General features: G+C 61.9%; 18 protein-coding genes. 8 read left to right on the forward strand and 10 right to left on the reverse strand.

All coding sequences use genetic code 11. From position 1 onward, the window contains the following. Position 1 precedes the first annotated feature (1 nt). Positions 2-1159 carry a cyclohexanecarboxyl-CoA dehydrogenase gene (gene aliB, locus WD767_10065; protein MEX2616431.1) on the reverse strand — a complete coding sequence of 386 codons (1158 nt, stop codon included), beginning with the start codon at positions 1157-1159 and terminating at the stop codon, positions 2-4. A 72-nt stretch (positions 1160-1231) separates the two neighbouring features. On the opposite strand from aliB, the gene WD767_10070 reads away from it, so the two are divergent. Continuing rightward, positions 1232-2086, forward strand: a complete 855-nt coding sequence (locus WD767_10070) for an SDR family oxidoreductase (protein MEX2616432.1) — start codon at positions 1232-1234, stop codon at positions 2084-2086. A 264-nt stretch (positions 2087-2350) separates the two neighbouring features. Beyond that, the gene (locus WD767_10075) at positions 2351-4117 is read left to right on the forward strand and encodes an adenylate/guanylate cyclase domain-containing protein (GenBank protein ID MEX2616433.1); all 1767 of its coding nucleotides are present in this window, start codon (positions 2351-2353) and stop codon (positions 4115-4117) included. Between the two features lie 125 nt (positions 4118-4242). Here WD767_10075 and WD767_10080 read toward each other — a convergent pair whose 3' ends face one another. The 3 genes from WD767_10080 to WD767_10090 are packed head-to-tail and all read right to left on the reverse strand — an operon-like array spanning position 4243 to position 5089. Beyond that, positions 4243-4593 (reverse strand): type II toxin-antitoxin system HicB family antitoxin, encoded by a 351-nt coding sequence (locus tag WD767_10080; GenBank protein MEX2616434.1) that lies wholly within the window; start codon positions 4591-4593, stop codon positions 4243-4245. Next, the gene (locus WD767_10085; GenBank protein MEX2616435.1) at positions 4590-4844 is read right to left on the reverse strand and encodes a type II toxin-antitoxin system HicA family toxin; all 255 of its coding nucleotides are present in this window, start codon (positions 4842-4844) and stop codon (positions 4590-4592) included. Before WD767_10085 ends, WD767_10080 begins: the two co-directional genes overlap by 4 nt. Then, on the reverse strand, positions 4841-5089 hold the full coding sequence (locus WD767_10090; protein ID MEX2616436.1) for a hypothetical protein: 249 nt from the start codon (positions 5087-5089) through the stop codon (positions 4841-4843). The genes WD767_10085 and WD767_10090 overlap by 4 nt, the downstream gene beginning before the upstream one ends. A gap of 345 nt (positions 5090-5434) precedes the next feature. Here WD767_10090 and WD767_10095 point away from each other — a divergent pair, with 345 nt between their 5' ends. After that, positions 5435-6409 (forward strand): glycosyltransferase family 9 protein, encoded by a 975-nt coding sequence (locus WD767_10095; protein MEX2616437.1) that lies wholly within the window; start codon positions 5435-5437, stop codon positions 6407-6409. Between the two features lie 23 nt (positions 6410-6432). On the opposite strand, the gene WD767_10100 is transcribed toward WD767_10095, so the two are convergent. Next, positions 6433-7404, reverse strand: coding sequence for an SMP-30/gluconolactonase/LRE family protein (locus WD767_10100; protein MEX2616438.1), 972 nt, complete (start codon positions 7402-7404; stop codon positions 6433-6435). After that, entirely contained in the window at positions 7404-8462 is a 1059-nt protein-coding gene (locus WD767_10105; protein ID MEX2616439.1) for an aldo/keto reductase, read from the reverse strand. Before WD767_10105 ends, WD767_10100 begins: the two co-directional genes overlap by 1 nt. 270 nt (positions 8463-8732) lie before the next feature. Here WD767_10105 and WD767_10110 point away from each other — a divergent pair, with 270 nt between their 5' ends. Then, a complete protein-coding gene (locus WD767_10110) occupies positions 8733-9554 on the forward strand; it encodes a flagellin (protein MEX2616440.1) in 822 nt (273 codons plus the stop codon). Positions 9555-9592: 38 nt separating this feature from the next. On the opposite strand, the gene WD767_10115 is transcribed toward WD767_10110, so the two are convergent. After that, complete coding sequence (locus WD767_10115; GenBank protein ID MEX2616441.1) at positions 9593-10216, reverse strand: PEP-CTERM sorting domain-containing protein; 624 nt, start codon at positions 10214-10216, stop codon at positions 9593-9595. A gap of 573 nt (positions 10217-10789) precedes the next feature. On the opposite strand from WD767_10115, the gene WD767_10120 reads away from it, so the two are divergent. Further along, positions 10790-12046 (forward strand): MFS transporter, encoded by a 1257-nt coding sequence (locus tag WD767_10120; protein ID MEX2616442.1) that lies wholly within the window; start codon positions 10790-10792, stop codon positions 12044-12046. A 41-nt stretch (positions 12047-12087) separates the two neighbouring features. On the opposite strand, the gene WD767_10125 is transcribed toward WD767_10120, so the two are convergent. Further along, a complete protein-coding gene (locus WD767_10125) occupies positions 12088-13488 on the reverse strand; it encodes a TRAP transporter large permease (GenBank protein ID MEX2616443.1) in 1401 nt (466 codons plus the stop codon). A gap of 273 nt (positions 13489-13761) precedes the next feature. Between WD767_10125 and dctP the strand changes: the two genes are divergently transcribed. The 3 genes from dctP (at position 13762) to WD767_10140 (ending at position 17864) form a co-directional block, all read left to right on the forward strand. Continuing rightward, complete coding sequence (dctP, locus tag WD767_10130) at positions 13762-14874, forward strand: TRAP transporter substrate-binding protein DctP (protein ID MEX2616444.1); 1113 nt, start codon at positions 13762-13764, stop codon at positions 14872-14874. 188 nt (positions 14875-15062) lie between these two features. Then, on the forward strand, positions 15063-15626 hold the full coding sequence (locus WD767_10135; GenBank protein MEX2616445.1) for a TRAP transporter small permease: 564 nt from the start codon (positions 15063-15065) through the stop codon (positions 15624-15626). A gap of 129 nt (positions 15627-15755) precedes the next feature. After that, positions 15756-17864 carry a catalase gene (locus WD767_10140; GenBank protein ID MEX2616446.1) on the forward strand — a complete coding sequence of 703 codons (2109 nt, stop codon included), beginning with the start codon at positions 15756-15758 and terminating at the stop codon, positions 17862-17864. Between the two features lie 5 nt (positions 17865-17869). Here the strand turns inward: WD767_10140 and WD767_10145 are convergent, their stop codons facing one another. After that, on the reverse strand, positions 17870-18907 hold the full coding sequence (locus WD767_10145) for a uroporphyrinogen decarboxylase family protein (GenBank protein MEX2616447.1): 1038 nt from the start codon (positions 18905-18907) through the stop codon (positions 17870-17872). A 25-nt stretch (positions 18908-18932) separates the two neighbouring features. Then, complete coding sequence (locus tag WD767_10150; GenBank protein ID MEX2616448.1) at positions 18933-19970, reverse strand: 5-methyltetrahydropteroyltriglutamate--homocysteine methyltransferase; 1038 nt, start codon at positions 19968-19970, stop codon at positions 18933-18935. Positions 19971-19972 lie beyond the last annotated feature (2 nt).

Below are 19972 nucleotides of genomic sequence, written 5' to 3' on the forward strand. Positions count from 1 at the left end.
ATCATCCGTACTGCACGGCAATGCGGCCGATCTTTTCCCGCGCCACGATCAGTTTCATGATCTGCGCGGTGCCGTCGCCGATTTCCAGCCCGATCACGTCGCGCAGCCGCTGCTGGTGCGGCAGGTCGCGGGAATAGCCCGCATGGCCATGGGTCAGCAGGCATTGATGGATGATCTCCAGCGCGGTCTTCGGGCCGAGCCATTTGGCCATCGCCGCCTCGCCGGTATGGGGCTGTCCCGCGTCGCGCCGCCACAGGGTTTCGTAGCACAGCAGCCGCACGGATTTGTAATGCGCCTCGCCCTCCGCCAGCGGGAAACTGACTCCCTGGTACTGCGCCAGCGGGCGGCCGAAGGCCTCGCGTTCCGCCACATGCGGCCAGGTTTCGTCCAGCGAGGCGCGCGCGGCGGCAAGGCATTGCAACCCGATCAGCGCGCGGCTGTAGTCGAACCCGTTCATCACCTGCCGGAACCCGCCGCCCTCCTCGCCCAGCATCATGTCCGCCGCGACCCGCACATTGTCGAAATGCAGCGCGCCGCGGCCCACCGCCTCCGAGCCCAGGTCGTCGAATCGCGTGCGGGAAACGCCCGGCGAATCGAGCGGCACGAGGAAGGCGCTGACGCCGCGCGCCCCGTCCTCCGGCGCGCCGGTGCGGGCGAAGACCACGGCAAGGTCGGCCTGGCCGGACAGGGAAATGGAGGTCTTCTCGCCGTTCAGCACATATTCGCCGCCGTCGCGTTCGGCGCGGAGCCGCAGATGGGCGGCGTCCGACCCGCCGCGCGGTTCGGTCAGCGCCAGCGCGACCAGCGTTTCCCCGGCGACGATGCGCGGGATCCATTCGCGCGCCAGCGCCGGGCGGGCATGCGCGCCGATGATCCGGCCGTTGAGCGATCCCAGCACCTGCACATAGCCGACATTCAGGTCGGCGTAACAGATCTCCTCCACCACGATGCCGATGCTCGTGCTGTCCAGCCCGAAACCGCCATATTCCTCCGGCAGGTCGCCGGCGATCAGCCCCAGCGATCCCATTTCCCGCACCAGCGCCCGGTCGATCGCGCCGTTTTCCGCGCGCGCGCGGTAGTCCGGCGCCAGTTTCTCGCGGGCGAAGCGGCGGGCGGTGTCCCGGATCGCCTGCTGTTCGTCGGTAAACCCGAACTCCATTGTCTTTCCTTCCCGGGACTGGTTGAGTAGCGGAGCATCCTAGGACTTACGACAGCACAAAGGCGATTGTTTATGAGCGAGCAACAGAAGTTCGGGTTCACCGACGACGAATTGATCACCCAGCCGACGGTATTCGCGCCGGACCTGTTCAAGGGAAAGGTGGCGCTGGTATCGGGCGGCGGCAGCGGGCTCGGCAAGGCGACGGCGGCGCTGTTCGCGCGGCTCGGCGCGTCGGTCGCGATCTGCGGCCGCAACCCGGAAAAGCTGGACGCGGTGAAGCCGCTGTTCGACCGCATCGGCGCCGATATCTCGACCCACCCCATGACCATCCGCGACCCGCAGGCGGTATCGGACCTGATGGACGCGGTGGCGGAACGGCATGGCGGGCTGGACGTGCTGGTCAACAACGCGGGCGGGCAGTTCCCGCAGCCGGCCATCGACTATTCGGTGAAGGGCTGGAACGCGGTGATCGACACCAACCTGAACGGCAGCTGGTACATGATGCAGGCGGCGGCGCAACGCTGGCGCGACGCGGCCAAACCCGGCTGCATCGTCAATATCGTCGCCGATATCTGGCGCGGCATGCCGGGCATCGCCCATACCTGCGCCGCGCGGGCGGGCGTGGTGTACCTGTCGAAAAGCGTCGCCATCGAATGGGCGCCGCTGAACATCCGCGTCAACTGCGTGGCACCCGGCTGCAACGAGACCGAGGGCTTCGCCGTCTACCCGCCGGAGGGCAGCGCGACCTTCAGCGAGGCCAACCCGATGCGCCATGTCGGCGACGCCCAGGACATCGCCGAAGCCTGCGTCTACCTGGCGGCCCCCTCCGGCAAGTTCGTCACCGGCGAGGTGCTGACGGTGGACGGCGGCCAGCAGCTCTGGGGCGACTCATGGCCGACGGGACGGCCGGAGTATTTTCGGCTTTGAGGTGGCGGCTGTATACGGCGGAAGATTTCTTGAATTGATACGCAGGTTTTGATTCGTTTTGCTGGTTCTATGATCTTCGGAGGTCGGGATGAGCGAGATGACGTTGGGAGAGTTTGGCGATCGGCGGCTGGAAAAAAGGGGGGACGTTTTTGCACGCCCGTTTGGTCGAGTGCGGCGGGCGCGGCGTTCGGGTTTCGCGAACCATCACTGGCGCATGGATTGCCAGCTTGATCGCTGCTAAGCTTCCTGAAACGGAGGAACTCATTGGAACGCCGTCTCGCCGCAATTCTTGCCACCGATGTAGTCGGCTACTCGCGCCTTATCAGGGCGGATGAGGAAGGAACACTCGCGGCCCTGCAGGCATTGCGCGCGAGCCTGATTAACCCGAAGATCGCCGAACATCATGGCCGGATCGTCAAATTGATGGGGGATGGCATGCTGGCGGAATTCTCGAGCGTCGTGGACGCCGTTCGTGCCGCCATCGAAATACAACATGCGATCGCCGACCGTAATGCCGCTCAGGCGGCGGAAGAGCGGATCGAATTCCGTGTCGGAGTCAACCTTGGCGACGTGGTGATCGACGGCGACGATATTCAGGGCGATGGCGTGAACATCGCCGCACGGCTGGAAATGATGTCGCTGCCGGGCGGTATTTGTATCTCCGGCGGCACATATGAACAGATTAGGGATCGTATCGACGCATCATTCATTGATCTGGGTGAGCAAGAGGTAAAAAATATCTCGCGGCCGGTTCGCGTGTGGCAATGGTCGCCCGCGGCTTCCAACGTGGCCGAGCAACCAGGCGCAAAATCTCCTGCCTACGCTGCTCCGCCATTGCCCGACAAACCGTCCATTGCCGTCCTACCCTTCGACAATATGTCCGGGGATCCCGAGCAGGAATATTTCGCGGACGGCGTAGTGGAGGCGCTGACTGCCGCGCTGAGCCGTATCGGCGCCTTCTTTGTTATCGCCCGCAACTCGGCCTTCGTCTATAAAGGGCAGGCGAAAAACGTACGCGAGATCGGGCGTGACCTCGGTGTTGCCTATTTACTGGAGGGCAGCGTCCAGCGGGCTGGCGGTCGGATCCGGTTAACCATTCAGCTCATCGAAACCGAAGGCGGTACGCACATCTGGGCTGAAAAATACGACGGTCTACTCGACGACATTTTCGATCTGCAGGACCAGATCACCGAACAGGTAGCTGGCGCCCTGCAGCCATCCATCCGACTGGCGGAAATCGGACGCGCGCGGCGGAAGCCGCCGCAGGATTTGGGTGCCTACGACTATGCAATGCGCGCCTTCGGCCATGTCTGGGCGTTGGAAAAGGACGAGGCAACCAAAGCACTTTACCTGCTCAACAAGGCCCTGGAGATCGATCCGGACTACCCTCTGGCGCTCGCTCTAGCCGCTTGGTGCCATGCGCAGACTTCAGTTTACAACTGGGTCGACGACATCAATGCGGCCAAGGTGCAGGCACTGTCTCTCGCCGAGCGGGCGGCAAACATCTCCACCGAAGACCCGCTAATACTTACCGTCCTGGGCACAGTCCACACATTTACGAGAAATTACGGCACCGCCCGGATTCTGCTAGAACGGGCCGTTGTGCTCGATCCTAACGCCGCTTGGGCCTACAGCCGACTGGGCTGGCTAGAGACTTACTCCGACCGGCCGGAAAAAGCGCAGACCTATTTCTACAGGGCGCTGCGGCTCAGCCCGGTGGATCCGATGAACTTCAATAATTATGTAGGCATCGCCTCGGCGCTGCAGGTGGCCGGAGACGACAATGCGGCTGCCGATATGTTCCAGCGGGCGCTCGACGAACGGCATAACGCCCATTGGATCCACCGCAATCTAGCGCCAGCGCTTTTGGGCGCCGGCAGGGAACGGGAAGCGCGGAAGTCCTTTGAGGTGATTTTGGCGGCCTATCCGGGCTTGACGGTCAAGCATTTCAAGGACGCGATGGTCTTCTCACCGCAGGTTCTTGACCGTATGGGCGTACAACTCGCCAAACTCGGGCTACCGGAAGAGTAATTGCCTAACCCGGATATCTCACAGGTAAATCAGTGACAGTGCACTTTTTATTTCCATGCACCAAAAATAGTGCACTGTCACCGATTTCTGTCACCGATTTCCTGACCGCCCAAGTGTAATAAGGGTCACGCCGCATGCTCATCGCGTTCAAGATACCGGCGCAGCGCGTCGCTGACGACGGTGTTGAGGTTGATGCCCCGGCGCCTGGCGTAAAGCATGGCGCGGCGGTGCAGGTCGCGACCGGGGCGCACGTTGAAGCTGCCTTTCAGCGGCACATCGGGCTTGCGGTCCTCGGCCTCGCATAGCGCGAGATAATCTTCCACGGCCTCCCGGAACGCCGCCTTGATGCCTTTCGCGTCTTCGCCTTCGTAGGTCACCAGGTCACGGATGAACTCAAGCCGTCCGTGCAGCACCTCATCCTCGTCGCTGTATTCGACCGATCCGAGATACCCTTTATATTCCAGCATCGTGCTCATATCAGCCCCTCCTCGGTCAGCACCCGCAACACGTCATCAATGACGTACATCCTGACGATGTTGCCGGGGTGCGGCTTGTGCAACGCCATGGCGGGCGCGGCGGCATGGACAAAGCGCCTCCGGGACCCGCCTGTCCTGCCCGTCACGGCCTCGGTATAGTCGAGACCCTCAAGCAGCCTGACGAGTTCGTCCCAGGTGAAGTCTTTCGGCCTGCCCTTCAGTCGGGCAACCAGCTTGTCGCGCCGACTCATACCGCCACGCCCGTCCTGTTTCTCAAAAGTAGTATGGCATCAGGGCTGGAAATTGCAACCGTTTTCAGTTGCAATTTCATTAAATTCTCTCCAAATTCCCTTAAAATGTTTTTTCGCTCACGAAGTGCCGCAGCTTCATCGCGAAAAGTAAAACCGTTCCATTGCCACAAAATCGTCCCAAATGAATACACTTCAATCGGTTTATCAATAATGTTTTTAAGGATGTTTGAAAATTGATCTGACACGGCATCCTCCATTTAAGGCTGGCGCCAATAACCTTATTTCCATTTTAAATTGCAAAACTAAAGTGCCATATTTACTAAATATATGAATTATATCAAATATGCTGGCATGCCCATAACCCCGGCCTTGTCCTGCCCGGCATTCCCTAACTCCGTACCGACGCTGCAAAGTATAAAGGCCCGCCGCCGCGTATTATGCCCCCGAACACCGGACAGCCGCTTGCCGGGGCGTTCCGTTTGCCGTACCAACGACCGGCAGGCATCCCTGAAGCGGAGGATCGATACATTGCCGGGTCCGGACATTCCCGAGGACACACCCTGGTCGCGGCGGCGAGCGCGGAAACCCGCATGATCCGCAAACCGACGGGGATCCTGTTCGTCACCTCCACCCATATCGGCGACGCGATTCTGTCGACGGGGCTGCTGCAGCATCTCATGGCGCACTATCCCGGCGAGCCGGTGCGGATCGCCTGCGGCGCGCCGGCCGCCAAAGTGTTCGAGGCGGCGCCGGGGCTCGAAAACCTCCATGTGCTGCGCAAGAAGCGATACGCGCGGCACTGGCTTGAATTCTGGCGTTCGGCCGCGGGGCGGCGCTGGCGCGTGATTGTGGATCTGCGGCGTACGGCTTTGCCTTATGTCCTCCGGGCCGGGGAAAAATACACCCTGCCGAAAAGCCGCGCGCCGATTCATCGCGTCGAACTTATTTCGAGCACGCTGGCCCTGCCGCCGCTGGCGCCGACCATCTGGACGGCAGACCGGCATGAGCAGGCCGCCCGGGACTTACTCGGCAGCGAGCGGAACCTGCTCGCGCTGGCGCCGGGCGCAAGCTGGAAGGGCAAGATATGGCCGGCCGACCGCTTCGTCGCGCTGGCGCAGCGGCTTACCGGTCCCGGCGGCATTGCCGGGGGGGCGCGGATCCTGCTCGTCGGCGCGGCCCAGGAGCGGGCGTTTGCGCAACCGCTCGTCGATGCCTTCGGCGAATCCCGCATCGTCGACGGCATGGGCCTCGATATCCTGTCGACCTATGCGGCCCTGAAACGATGCCGGCTGTTCGTCGGCAACGATTCAGCCATGATGCATCTTTCGGCGGCGACCGGACAGCCGACCGTCGGCCTGTTCGGCCCGACCCGCGACGAACATTACGCGCCGTGGGGCGAGAACGGGCTGGTCGTCCGGACTCCGGAAACGGTCGAGGAACTGATCGGCGGCCCGGACTACGACACGCGAACCACCGGGACGATGATGGGCAACATGCAGCCGGCGGCGGTGGAATCGGCGATCCGCAACCGCTGGGGCAACGAACTGGATTACGCCGCGGACTGACGATTAGCGGCGCCCGGCCTTTCTCAGACCGTCACCTTCCAGTGCGACGGCGCCGCCCCCGCGACCGGGCTTTTGAACGTGTAGATGCGGTTGTCCAGCAGGTTGCCGAGATAGCCGGTGCGCCGGTCAGGGCCGCCGAAAGCGATGGAGGAGATGCTTTTCGCCAGTTTCGAGACCACCTTGCCCATGTGTTCGGGGCCGAGGCTGCCGCCCTGGTAGGCCGCCTCGCAGACCGCCAGCATGTCGGGGTCGCTGTCCTCGAACACCAGCGTCTGGCCGCCATCGGGGGTGACGCGGATCAGGCGGTTGGACAGCACGCTGGTCATCCAGAACGCGCCTTCCTCGTCGAAGGCGAGCCCGTCCGGATAGACGCCCGCGCCGTATTCGGTGACCGTTTCGCGCGGGCCCAGCGAACCGTCATCGCGGATGCGGAACCGGCTGGTGCGCCGCGCCATGGTTTCGTTGACCACCAGGAAATCGCCGGCCGGGTTGACGATGGCCTCGTTGGTATAACCCACCCCGTCCGCGACGATGCGCGTGCCGCGTTCGTCCGACAGGACGATATAGCCGTCGGCGATATGCTTGCGGTAGGCCAGCGTGCGCGGGCTGTGGCGGGTGCTGACCGTGGCCCAGACGCGGTTTTTCGCATCGACGCCGACGAAATTCGTCGATGGCAGCGTTTCGCCGTCGACTTCCGTGATGAAGGGCGTACAGGTCCCGTCCGCCTGGAGCTTCCACACGCCGCCCTCGGCGCTGAGATCGGCGAGCAGGAAGTCGCCCTTCCGCGTGATGGCGAAGCCGTTGGTCATCGGCTTGTGCGACCCGTCGGGCGCGGTGATGTGCCGGGTTGTCCCGTCCGGATCGATGCGCGACACGCCGCCCGAACCGTTGGAGACGACGACCACACCCGATTCCAGGCAGCAGACGCATTCCGGCCGGGACAGGTCCTGCCCGTGAAAGCCCAGATCGTCGATGGTGAAGGTGAAGTTCTGCATTAATTGGGTCTCCCTTGCCCGGTTGGCGCATCCCTGCGCAGCAATCCTTCGGATTTGAGTTCGTTCCAGCAGTCCCGCGGCACCGGTTCGCCGAGACGGGACACGTTTTCGGTCACCTGGCCCGGCGCCATCGCGCCGGGGATGATCGCCGCGACGACGGGATGCAGTAGCGGGAATTGCAGCGCCGCCGCCTGGACGGTCGTGCCGTGGCGGGCGCAGACCGCCGTTATCGCCCGCACCTTTTCCACCACCGCCGGGGGCGGCGCGTTATAGCCGTAGACGGCGTCGTCGCGGATGCCGGTGGCGAGGATGCCCGAGGAAAAGACGGAGCCGATGACGATGCTGATGCCGCGTTCCTGGCACATGGGAAACGCCTCGTCGAGCGCATCCTGGTCGAGCAGCGTATAGGGCATCGCGACCAGGAACACATCCGGGTCGAAGCGTTCGAGGAAGCGCGGGATCATGTTCGCGTAGTTGCAGCCGAAGCCGATGGCGCCGATCTCGCCCGAGGCGCGCATGTCCGACAGGCGCCGCCAGCCGCCGCCGCATTCCAGTTGCCAGAACGCGCCCTCGATGCCGCCGACCCCGCCGTAACTGTTCTCCGGCCCCATGTGCCGCTGGTCGATATCGTGCACGAACAGCATGTCGACCCGGTTCATGCCGAGCCGCAGCAGGCTGTCCTCGTAGGACCGCTGCACGCCGGCGGCGGTATAGTCGCGCCGGTAGTCGAAGGGCAGGCCGCCCCGCCACTGGCCCGTGCTGAACGTCGCGGGGTTTTCCGGGCGGTGGAAGATGCGGCCGACCTTGGTGGACAGCACGAAATCGTCGCGCGGCAGGGTGCGCAGCACATGGCCGGTGCGGTGCTCGCTCAGCCCGTGCCCGTACCAGGGCGAGGTGTCGAAATAGCGGATGTCCGCCGCATAGGCGGCGTGCACGGTGGCGTCCGCCTGCGCCTCGCCGATTGTCCCAACGCGCTGTCCCAGCCCGACCCCGCCGAAGCCCATCGCGCTCACGGTGACGCCGGTGCGGCCGATGCGCCGCCGTTCGAATGCCGTCATGTCAATGCCCCTCCCGAATGGGGAGGATCATCGGCCAACGCGCCCGCCCGGTCAATTCTGTCCCGAAGGCGGGCAAGTTCATGCCGGGTCAGGAGAATCCTGCCGAAACCATCGCTTCAAAATCCGCCGCGTCCGACGTAATCCATTGTTTCCAAATTGTATTTTCCGGAACCGATACGGCATGTGAATTGCATACTCCTGTACCGAAGAACCGGCCCGGTCGTCAGTCGGCGACGGCCGGGAAACACGTTTTGCGGATAACAGACAGGCATGGCGGAACGGATCACTCTCAGCGCCGGCATCAGGTCGAACCTCCTGACCCTGAGCCGCACGAGCGAGCTCTCGGACCGGACGCAGGAAAGGCTGGCGTCCGGGCTGAAGGTCGGCTCGGCGCTGGACGACGCCGCCGCCTTCTTCGCCGCCCGCAGCCTGACCAACCGCGCCGACGACCTGCTGGGCCTGAAGGACAATATCGACCAGGGAATCAGCACGCTCGCCGCCGCCACCAACGGTATCGAGGCGATCACGGCGCTGGTGGAGCAGGCGAAGGGTATTGCGTTAACGGCGAAGGCGACCAGCGATACTGACGAACGCGCCGCGCTGGCGCAGCAGTTCGATGCGCTGCGCGTTCAGATCAACGCCCTGTCCAACGATGCCAGCTTTGGCGGCACGAACCTGATTTCCAATGCGCCGGACAACCTGGCCGTCAGTTTCAATGAAGACGGCTCCAGTTCGCTGACCGTCAGCGGCATCGATTCATCCACGACCGGCCTGAACATCGGGGCGTCAATCGCCAGTTTCGCCATCGATACCTTCATCAACATCGCGATCACACAGGTCAACGACGCCATTACCACATTGCGCACCACCGCGGCGACGCTCGGCTCGAATTCCACGGTCCTGCAGACCCGGCTCAACTTTACAGAGGATCTCACCAATACCCTGCAGGCCGGCGCCGGGAAACTGACCCTGGCCGACCTCAATGAGGAAAGCGCCAACCTGCTGTCCCTGGAGACACGAGAGCAACTGGGGCTTAATTCACTGTCCCTCGCCGCGCAAAGCGAACAGGCGATCCTGAATCTGTTCCGATAGGATCTGGAACCATAGAGTTATCGTAAAAGCGACGGGTTTCAGGCAGGCTTGCGCTTTCGGCCCCGCGTTGCGGCGCAGATTCCAAGCAATCCTATACCGAGCAGCGCCACAGTCCCGGGTTCGCTCACTTCGTCAATATTGCCGTTATCCGCCGTCAGGATCAGTTGCGGGTTGGTATCCGGGCTGCCGTTCTGCCCCTGCAGGTCGACAAATTCAGAAGTTTCCCCCAACCGCAGATTGAACCCGGCAAAACCCGCGGTTCCAATGAGAGAGTTTACAAAAGCCGTGACATCGACCTCAAAAGGCGCCACCTGTCCGTCAACGAACGTGAAGGAACCAATTGACGTCGCGCCGCCAGCGTCAAAATCACCGGCAAACGACAGCGCGCCATCGCCCGTATATCCGAAAATATTCACGAGCGTATTCCCGGGAAAACTTGTCGCCGAACTTAAATCGAAAACCTGAAGAAGTGCGGATGACACGGGATTCGATACGCCTGCGAGCGAAAATTCAATTGCTCCCTGGGCCGAATCCGAAGAAACATCGAACATATTGATGACGCCCAATGTCACTGACCCGTTCGAAATAACGGTTCCCGCCACCGTGCTGGGAATAGCGTGCGCCGATGACATGGCTGCGGCGAAAATACCGATGCCGATCATCCCGCCGATTGCTTTATTTCGTATATCCATCAGGAAAAGACTCCACTACATTAACTAAATACGATTACCTGAATATTCATATCGAATATTATGCAACATTCGTGCCCAATGGGCAAGTCTTTGTAATGGCGTGATGTTTGAGTTTCTCAAATTCGGGTTTTTGCAAATTCTGTAAAGAATACCGACACGGGGTTTCATCAAATTCGGGAAAAATGCCCTCATTTCTAATTTTCACCGAACGATATCAAATACTTATCTGGCCACGTCAAAGCGGACGCCCGCATCCGGCAATGTAAAGAAATCCGACAGCCTCCATGCATTGCTTCAGATTATTGTTGAATTCAGAAATACACGCCGCAGGCGTTCATATATTAACAAGTATTAATATTTCCGTGCCAGGCGTATTTCAGGACAAACTTCGCCCTTTCCGGCTTGCCATCTTCGGTTCACGCGCAGTATTCGACCGATTCCGCCGCCCCCCTGCGCCGCGAACATGACGGGTGCCGGAATTACCGTTATAATCCGTCCCGCGCATGCATCCGCCATGCGGCCAACCTGCATAGGGAAGAGACTTTGACCGATACGGTCGCAGCGCCGGGCTATGTCCGGTTTGCGGTGGAAAACCGCCGGTTTCTGGCGTTCGGGCTGCTGATGACCTTCGGGTCCTGCTTCGGGCAGACCCATTTCATCGGCGTGTTCGGGCCGTCGGTCGAGGCCGAATTCGGGCTCAGCCACGCGGAATGGGGCACGATCTATATGGCGGGAACGCTGATGTCCGCCGCGCTGCTGCCGTTTACCGGGCGCTGGATCGACCGGATTTCGCTGCGCGCCTATGCGATGCTGGTCTGCGCGGGGCTGACGGTCGCCTGCCTTGTCGCCGCCGCGGCGCCGGCCGGCTGGTTCCTGATCGTCGTGATTTTCCTGTTGCGCCAGGCGGGACAGGGCCTCGCCAGCCACACCGCCATCACCGGCATGGTGAAATATTTCCGGCATAACCGGGGCAAGGCCATCGCGCTGGCGCTGCTGGGCCATCCCGTGGCGCGGGCGATCATGCCGCTGGCCGCCGTCATCGGTATTGTCGCCATCGGCTGGCGCGAAACCTACCTCATCTGCGCGGTATTCGCCGCCGCCGTGATGCTGCCGCTCGTCGCCTGGCTGCTGGCGGGCAATGTCGAGAACCGGCTGTTCGATCCGGAAGCCGTCAAATCCGAAACCGGGACCGCGCCGCGCGCCGAAACGCATAAATCGGTGTCGCAGTTCCTGCGCGATCCGTTCTTCTGGCTGATAATACCGGGGGTCATGGCGGCGTCGGTCATCGATACGGCGCTGTTCTTCCACCAGTTGACCATCGCCGACATGAAGGGCTGGTCGCCGACCTGGGTCACCGCGGGGTATACCGTCTTCGCCGCCGTCATGGTCGTGGTGTCGATCACCATGGGACCGCTGGTCGACCGGATCGGCGCGATCCGCCTGCTGCCGCTGATCCTGGCGCCGCTGGCCGTGGGGATGCTGACCCTCGCCTGGTTCGACCACCCCGCCTGGGCCTGGGGCTACCTGGCGATTTCCGGTTTCGCGTCCGGCATCCGCCAGACCGTCGTTCCGGCGATGTGGGCGGAACGCTGCGGCTCCCGCCATATCGGCGCGATCAAGAGTCTGGCGACCACGCTCAGCGTCTTCGGTTCCGCCTTCGGCCCGCCGCTGATGGGCTGGGCCATGGACGCGGATATCGGGCTGGATACGATGATCTACGCCACCGTGGGATTTATGGCCGCGGCGACCGTCCTGATGCTGGCCGCCCGCCGGATGCACAAGGCGGCGCCCGCGGGTTAGGCGTTCGACAGGTTGACCTTCCGCCGCGGCACCCGCTCTCGTCAGAACATGAGATTCGGCAGGAAGAGGATGATGTCCGGAAATATCACCAGAATAGCGATGGTGATAAGGTCCATGATGAAAAACCAGAATATCCCCTTGAAGATGACTTCCATGGGGATGTGCGGCGCAACCGCTTTTGCGACATACACGTTGAGACCGACCGGCGGCGTAATGGCCGCCACCTCCATCATCTTGATGACGATGATGCCATACCAGATCGGGGAATGGCCGAGTTCGATAATGACGGGGAGCGTGATGGGAACGGTGATGATCATCACCGACAGCGGGTTGAGGAACATTCCGAGGGGAATGTACATCAGCAATATCAGCAACAGAATCACCCAGCCCGGCTGATCCAGCGCGCTGAGCATTTCCGAGAAGTTGTAGGGAATCCGGCTGAGGGAAACGAACTGCGAGAACAGCGCCGCGCCGATCAGGATGGCAAGAATCATCCCGGCGACACGGGTGGTTTCGCCGATCGCCTGCCGAAACGCCGCGCCGGCGGTCGGATCCACGCCTTCCGGGTCGCCGATCACCCGCATGACGCCGGCCGGCACCTTGGTCGGGAGGCCCATCCGCCGCAGCACGCCCATTACCCGGTGTTTGTAGAAGCGGTGCAGCACGCCGAGGGAAGCAACCAGCACCCCGACCGCCCCGGCCTCCGAGGGCGTGAAGATTCCAAGGAAAATACCGCCGATCATAGCAAAGAACAGCACGAACACGCCGCTCATCTTCGGCAGGCTCCGCACGGCGTCCCGCCAGGGTGTCGGCGGAGCGGGTGGCGCGAGTTCGGGATTCAAAATCACCCGCACGGCAATCATGCAGCCGTATATAACCGCTGACAGGATGCCTGGAATAATACCGGCGATCAGCAGTTGGCCGATCGATGCTTCGGCGAGGATCCCGTAGAGGACGAGCAGGACGCTCGGCGGGATCAGCGTTCCAAGCGTGCCCGCCGCCGCCACGCATCCGGCGGCCAGTCCGCGATCATAGCCGTAACGCTCCATCTCCGGAATTGCCACCCGGCCCATGGTGCCGACGGTGGCCACGCTGGATCCGGTGGTCGCGGCGAAGGCCGCCGATCCGTATACCGTGGCGAGGGCCAGCCCGCCCGGAAAGCGCCCGAACAGTTTGTAACCGACTTCGAAGGCATTTGCGGTGATCCCTGACGCAAAGGCCAGATACCCCGTCAGCACAAACAGGACGACCACGCTCAGCGCGTGCGACGACGCGAATCCCCATGGCGTTATCCAGAGTGCGCTGAGCGCCGCCTGCGGCGGCAGGAGGAACCACAAGCCGGTAAAAGCGGATACTCCGAGGGCGAAGGCAATGTGTACGCCAACAGATAGCAGCAACAACAGCAGTCCCAGCCCCAGAATACCGATTAACGTCGGATCCATTCGCTTCCCTCCCTCTCCGCACCATTCTCCAGAATCGACCGATTCCGCCAGAGGATACCGACCGTCCCTTTTTCATCGCCTCTCAAGACGAGGTTCGTTTTCGAGGTTAAGCCGCCCAAGCTTGCACCCGCAACAGTTTTTACCGGGGGGGACGCTATTGTCGAAAGCGGGAAATGCGTTTGGCGAACGCCGGATTCGACAGCCTCGCCGGGAACGGTGTAGGTTTTCAGGGTGGAGAAAAAAACAGAACAGAATTAGAGGAGGAAGCATGCCATGACCAAACCTGATCGTTGGAAACGAGGGTTGATCGCGGTCGCGATGTCTGCCCTGATCTCGGGCGTCGGTATCGTGAACGTCGCCCAGGCTTCGGATGAATACGACGAAGTGAAGCTCCGCTATGCCGGCTATCTGCCAGCGAGCCATGCCCGCGAACTATTCATCCAGAAATGGATGGACGAAGTTACCAAGCGTTCCGGTAACCGCGTCACGTTCGATGCATACCGGGACCAGGCGCTTCTCAAAACCCTGGATCTTCTCGACGGAGCGTCCCGCGGGATCTCGGACATCAGCTATCTGGCCGTGGGATATTTTCCCTCCCAGCTGCCGATGACAACACTGCTGGATCTGCCCTTCCTCACCAACAATTCGCAGGCGCTGCTGGCCAGCCTGCTGCAGATTTACGGTGAATTCGACGGGATGAAGGAGGAATACGACAAAAACAATCTCGTCCTGCTCACGGGCCTGGCGGGAGACCCCACGATCCTGGGCAGCCGTGAACCCTTGCGGAACATCGAAGACCTCAAGGGCAAGCGCATTCGCGCTTTCGGCCTGATCAATCAGGCGCTGGATACCCTTGGTGCGGTTCCTGTCGCACTGCCGGCGCCGGATATCTACGCCTCCATGGAGCGTCGGGTGATCGACGCCTACTCGGGATTGCCGGCCAGCCTCATTCCGCCGTGGTCCCTGCATGAGGTGTCCGACTACGTCATCGACTATGGCGGTGGACTTTATGCCGCCAACGCCATCGTGATGAACAAGCCCCGCTTCACCGGTCTGAACGAAAAGACGCAGAGCCTGCTCCTGGATACTTTCTCCGAGCTGGTGAAGGACGTTTACATCGCCGATCTTGCGCAGCTGAACCGCGAGCGGGCGAAGGCGATAGAAGAATCGAAAATGACGATCATGCGCTGGTCCAAGGAAGAACGGGAGAAAGCAACGAAAATGGTCCGCGATACGGTCTGGAAGCAGGCGATCGACTCACGCGAGGAACGTGGCGTTCCTGCCCAGGAGTTCTTCGATCGGTTCCGGGAACTCATCGCCGAGAACGAGCCGAAATCCACGGACTACATCGATCCCGTGTCTGCGGCTATCGGACGGCCGGACTAAGCATCAGCCACGCGCGCGAGGAACCCGCCAGGGCCTCGCGCGCGTGCGCCGATCGCGCGATTCAATGTTTAGGTTAAACACTATCTGATTTATCTTTCTGATTTATCTTATTGAAGAATTATTGCAGCCTATGGCTTCGTGGCAGTGGCAACACCGATGGGCGCCAGTCTGGGTTGAGAGGATCGGAAATGGAAGCGGTTGGAAAAGTGCTACGGCAGGTGCAATGGGTAATCGGGCGGCTCAGCGTATTCATGGGCGCTCTTGGTTCGCTGAGCATCATCGTCATCACGATTGCGATGCTGGCCGAGGTGTTTGGTCGTTATGTTTTCGGCCATTCGTTTCTAGGCGTCGTCGAACTGGTCGAAATGCTCATGGCGTTCATCTTCTTCGCTCTGCTTTCGTATACGCAGCTCCTGAAGGGGCACTTGCGTCTAAGCCTGTTCATCGACCGGCTGCCCACGCGCATACTGTTGCCATTGGAAGCCGTCGTGTTGCTCCTGGTCCTGGTGTTCTTCTGCCTGATGACATGGCAGGCCTGGAGCGAGGCGATCTACGCCACCGTACGGAATCAGATACGTTTCGGCGCGGTCGAGTATCCGGTCTGGCCGGGCATGCTGGCGGGTTCTGCCGCCCTGTCGGTCATGGGCATGCAGGTGCTCGCGGATTTTGTCGATCGCCTGATCGCGACGGTAACGAGACATACCCCGGCCTCGCCCTTGGGAAAGCCGACGTCCGAGGCCGATTCCGTTTAGCAGGCTGCTGAAACAGGCCGCCTGATCTTCCGGTTCGAAACGCACGGCCTTGCGCCCGCCTGGAATTGGCGGAACCCGTCGCCCGGCGCAGCGTTAAGTGCGTATCGCAGCACAACCGGGAGCAGTTTCATGGCGAAGGCACGCGGATCGAAAACCAAATCCCCGACATTCGGCGACACGGCCGTACAGACAGGCAACGGCGGCGAAGTCCATCAGACCGCAGGCGGCGACGCTCCTGTCCTGACGACACAGCAGGGCACGCCGGTGAGCGACGACCAGAATTCGCTCAAGATCGGACGCCGTGGCCCGATGGCCATGGAAGATTTTCATTTCCGGGAAAAGCTGTTCCATTTCGATCACGAACGTATTCCCGAGCGCGTGGTCCACGCCCGCGGCTATGGCGCGCACGGCTATTTTGAAAATTATCAGTCCCTCAACCGACTCACCGCCGCGGATATCTTCCAACGCGAGGGAGAAAGAACGCCCGCCTTTGTAAGGTTCTCGACTGTCGCCGGCAGCAAAGGCTCGGCGGATCTGGCGCGGGATGTGCGGGGTTTCGCGGTGAAGCTCTACACAAAGCAGGGTAACTGGGACATCGTCGGCAACAATATTCCGGTTTTCTTCATCCAGGACGCGATCAAGTTTCCGGACCTGATCCATGCGGCCAAGCCGGAACCCGATCGCGCATTTCCGCAGGCGCAGACAGCGCACGACAACTTCTGGGATTTCATCTCGCTCATGCCCGAATCGATGCACATGGTGATGTGGATCATGTCGGACCGCGCCATTCCCCGGTCGTTCCGGTTTATGGAAGGGTTCGGTGTCCATACGTTCCGAATGGTGAATGCGCAGGGCGAATCGAAATTCGTGAAATTCCACTGGAAACCGAAACTCGGCATGCAGTCGGTTGTCTGGAACGAAGCCGTCAAGATCAATGGCGCGGATCCGGACTACCATCGCCGGGACTTATGGCACGCCATCGAGTCCGGCAACTTCCCCGAATGGGAGCTGGGCCTGCAGGTTTTCGACGAAGCGTTCGCCGAAAGCTTCGATTTCGACGTGCTGGACGCCACCAAACTGATCCCCGAGGAACTGGTCCCGGTCGAGATTGTCGGACGGCTCGTCCTCGACCGGCTTGTCGACAATTTTTTCGCCGAAACCGAACAGGTCGCGTTCTGCACGCAGAATATCGTGCCGGGAATTGATTTCAGCAACGACCCGCTGCTCCAGGGACGGAATTTCTCCTACCTCGATACACAGCTCAAACGGCTCGGCAGCCCGAATTTCACCCATATCCCCGTCAACGCGCCAAAGTGCCCCTTCCACCTGTTCCAGCAGGACGGTCATATGGCCATTCATAACCCGAAAGGCCGGGCAAATTACGAGCCGAACAGCTGGGGCGGCGCGGAAGGCGGTCCGCGCGAATCGCCGGACAATGGTTTCACCTCCTATCCCGCGGAGGAGTCCGGCGCCAGGGAGCGCGTGCGTTCAGAGTCCTTCAACGATCATTACAGCCAGGCCCGGCAGTTCTTCATCAGCCAGACTCCGGTCGAGCAGGAGCACATCGTCGACGCGCTGGTCTTCGAGCTGAGCAAGGTCAACAGCCCGGCCATCCGCTCTCGCATGGTCTCGCACCTGTTGAATATAGACAGCAGCCTCGCCAGGGGCGTTGCCGACGGGCTGGGGCTCAAGGAAATGCCGAAAGCCGCCAGTGCCGCTAGCCCGACGAAGCAGGATATGGAACCGTCACCGGCCCTCAGCATCCAGAAGGACGACAAAACGTCATTCAGGGGACGGAAGATCGGTGTTCTTGTCACCGACGGCGTGGATGCCGGTTTACTGGCCGCGCTGGAGCAGGCCCTGGAAGGCGCGGGCGCCGGTATGGACATCATTGCCCCGACCGTCGGCGGCGTTACCGCGTCCGACGGCAGCACCGTCGAGGGCGATGAAAAGCTGGATGGCGGCCCGTCCGTCCTGTACGACGCGGTTGCGATCCTCCCTTCCCGGGACGGTATCGGCGATCTGTTACCGGAACCCGCCGCCCGCGACTTCGTGGCCGACGCATTCGCCCACTACAAGTTCGTCCTGTTCACCGAACCGGCGCGGCAATTGTTCAAGAAAGCCGGGTTGCCGGAGGACCTGGACGACGGCTTCATGCCATTCGACAACACGGCGAAGGCGAATTCGTTCGTCGAGACCTGCAACAGCCTGCGCTTCTGGGATCGCGAAGGCGCCTGATCGGCCTACCCGGCCAGTTCGCGGCGCACGATCCTCGTGCCGTCGACCATCGCCTTCAGCTTGCCGAAGGCCGTGGCGCGGTCGAGGTATTTCATGCCGCAGTCCGGCGCGATGACCAGCCGTTCGGCGGGCGCGTGCGCCACCGCGTTGCGCACCCGGTCCGCGACGATTTCCGCCGTCTCGATATCCGGGTCGCCCATGTCGATCACGCCGACGATCAGCTTCTTCGACGGCAGGACGGACAGGATGGACAGGTCCAGCCTTGGCTGGGCCGCCTCCACGGAAACCTGCTGCACGCTGCAATCCTCCAGCTCGGCCAGGAAATTGTAGCCGCCGGTCTTTTCCGTCGTGATCGTATGGGCGTAGCCGAAACAGATATGCAGCGCCGTCGTGCCGGTCACGCCGTCCAGCGCCCGGTTGATCGCCCTGACCGCGTATTTGCGCGCCTCGTCGGGATTTGCCTGCATGTAGGGTTCGTCCAGTTGCACGATATCGGCGCCGGCGGCATACAGCGCCCTGATTTCCTCGTTCACCGCGGCGGCGTAATCCATCGCCGCCGATTCCGCATCCGGGTAATAATCGTTCTGCGCCTGCTGGGTCATGGTAAAGGGGCCGGGGATCGTGATCTTGATCGTCCGGTCCGTGTTGGCCCGCAGGAATTCGACATCGCGGACCTCGACCGGCGCCACCCGGCGGATCCGCCCGGTGATGCGCGGCACCTGGCTCGGCTTGTCGGAGCGTCCGGCCACGATGGCGAAGTTTTCGATATCGATACCGCCCAGCGCGGTGGCGAAGCGGTTGGAATAGCTTTCCCGGCGGATTTCGCCATCGGTGATGATGTCCACGCCGGCCCGTTCCATGTCGCGGATCGCAACGACGGTCGCATCGTCCTGGGCGTCGTCGAGGAATTCCTCCGGCACGCGCCAGATATCGTGCGCCCGGATGCGGGCCGGGCCGCGGCCCATCAGAATTTCACGGTTCACCAGCCAGTCCGGCTGCGCATAGCTGCCGACGACGGTGGTGGGAAGGAGGGGGAGCGCCATGTCGTGTTATCCTTTCGCCTGCCGGTCAGCCGGCGATTTCCCGGCGCACGATCTTCGTGCCGTCGACCATCGCCTTCAGCTTGCCGAAGGCCGTGGCGCGGTCGAGGTATTTCATGCCGCAATCCGGCGCGATGATAAGCCGCTCCGCCGGAACGTGCTTCAGCGCGTTGCGCACCCGACCGGCCACCATATCCGCCGTTTCCACGTTGGGATCGCCCATGTCTATCACCCCGACCATGATCGTTTTCGACGGCAGCCCGTCGAGGATCGACAGGTCGAGCTTCGGCTGCGCGGCCTCGATGGAGACCTGGTCGACAACGCATTCCTCCAGTTCGGTCAGGAACTTGTAGCCGTCGTTCTTGCCTTCATGGACCACATGCGCGTAGCCGAAACAGATATGCAGCGCCGTGGTCCGGGTCACGCCTTCCAGCGCCCGGTTGATCGCCCTGATCGCATAGCCGCGCGCCACATCGGGCCGCGCCTGCATATAGGGTTCGTCGAGTTGCACGATATCGGCGCCGGCCGCATACAGCGCCTTGATCTCTTCGTTCACGGCTTCGGCATAGCCCATCGCCGCCGCCTCGCCGTCGGGATAGTAATCGTTCTGCGCCTGCTGGGTCATGGTGAAGGGACCGGGGATCGTGATCTTGATCTGCCGGTCGGTATTGGCGCGCAGGAATTCGACGTCCCGAACCTCGATCGGCCCGTCGCGGCGGATCGGTCCGGCGATGCGCGGCACAGGATTGGCTTCGCCCGTGCGGTCCAGCGCCGTGCCGTAATTGTCGATATCGATGCCGCCCAGCGCGGTGGCGAAGCGGTTGGAATAGCTTTCCCGGCGGATCTCGCCATCGGTGATGATGTCCACCCCGGCGCGCTCCATGTCGCGGATCGCCACCACGGTCGCGTCGTCCTGCGCCGCCGTCAGGAATTCTTCCGGCACGCGCCAGATTTCCTTCGCCCGGATGCGCGGCGGCAGCCGCCCTTTCAGGTTGTTGCGGTCAACCAGCCAGTCGGGCTGCACATAGCTGCCGACAACGGTCGTGGGAAGAAGGGGAAGCGCCATGA

Source organism: Alphaproteobacteria bacterium, from assembly GCA_040905865.1.
Classification (GTDB): domain Bacteria; phylum Pseudomonadota; class Alphaproteobacteria; order UBA8366.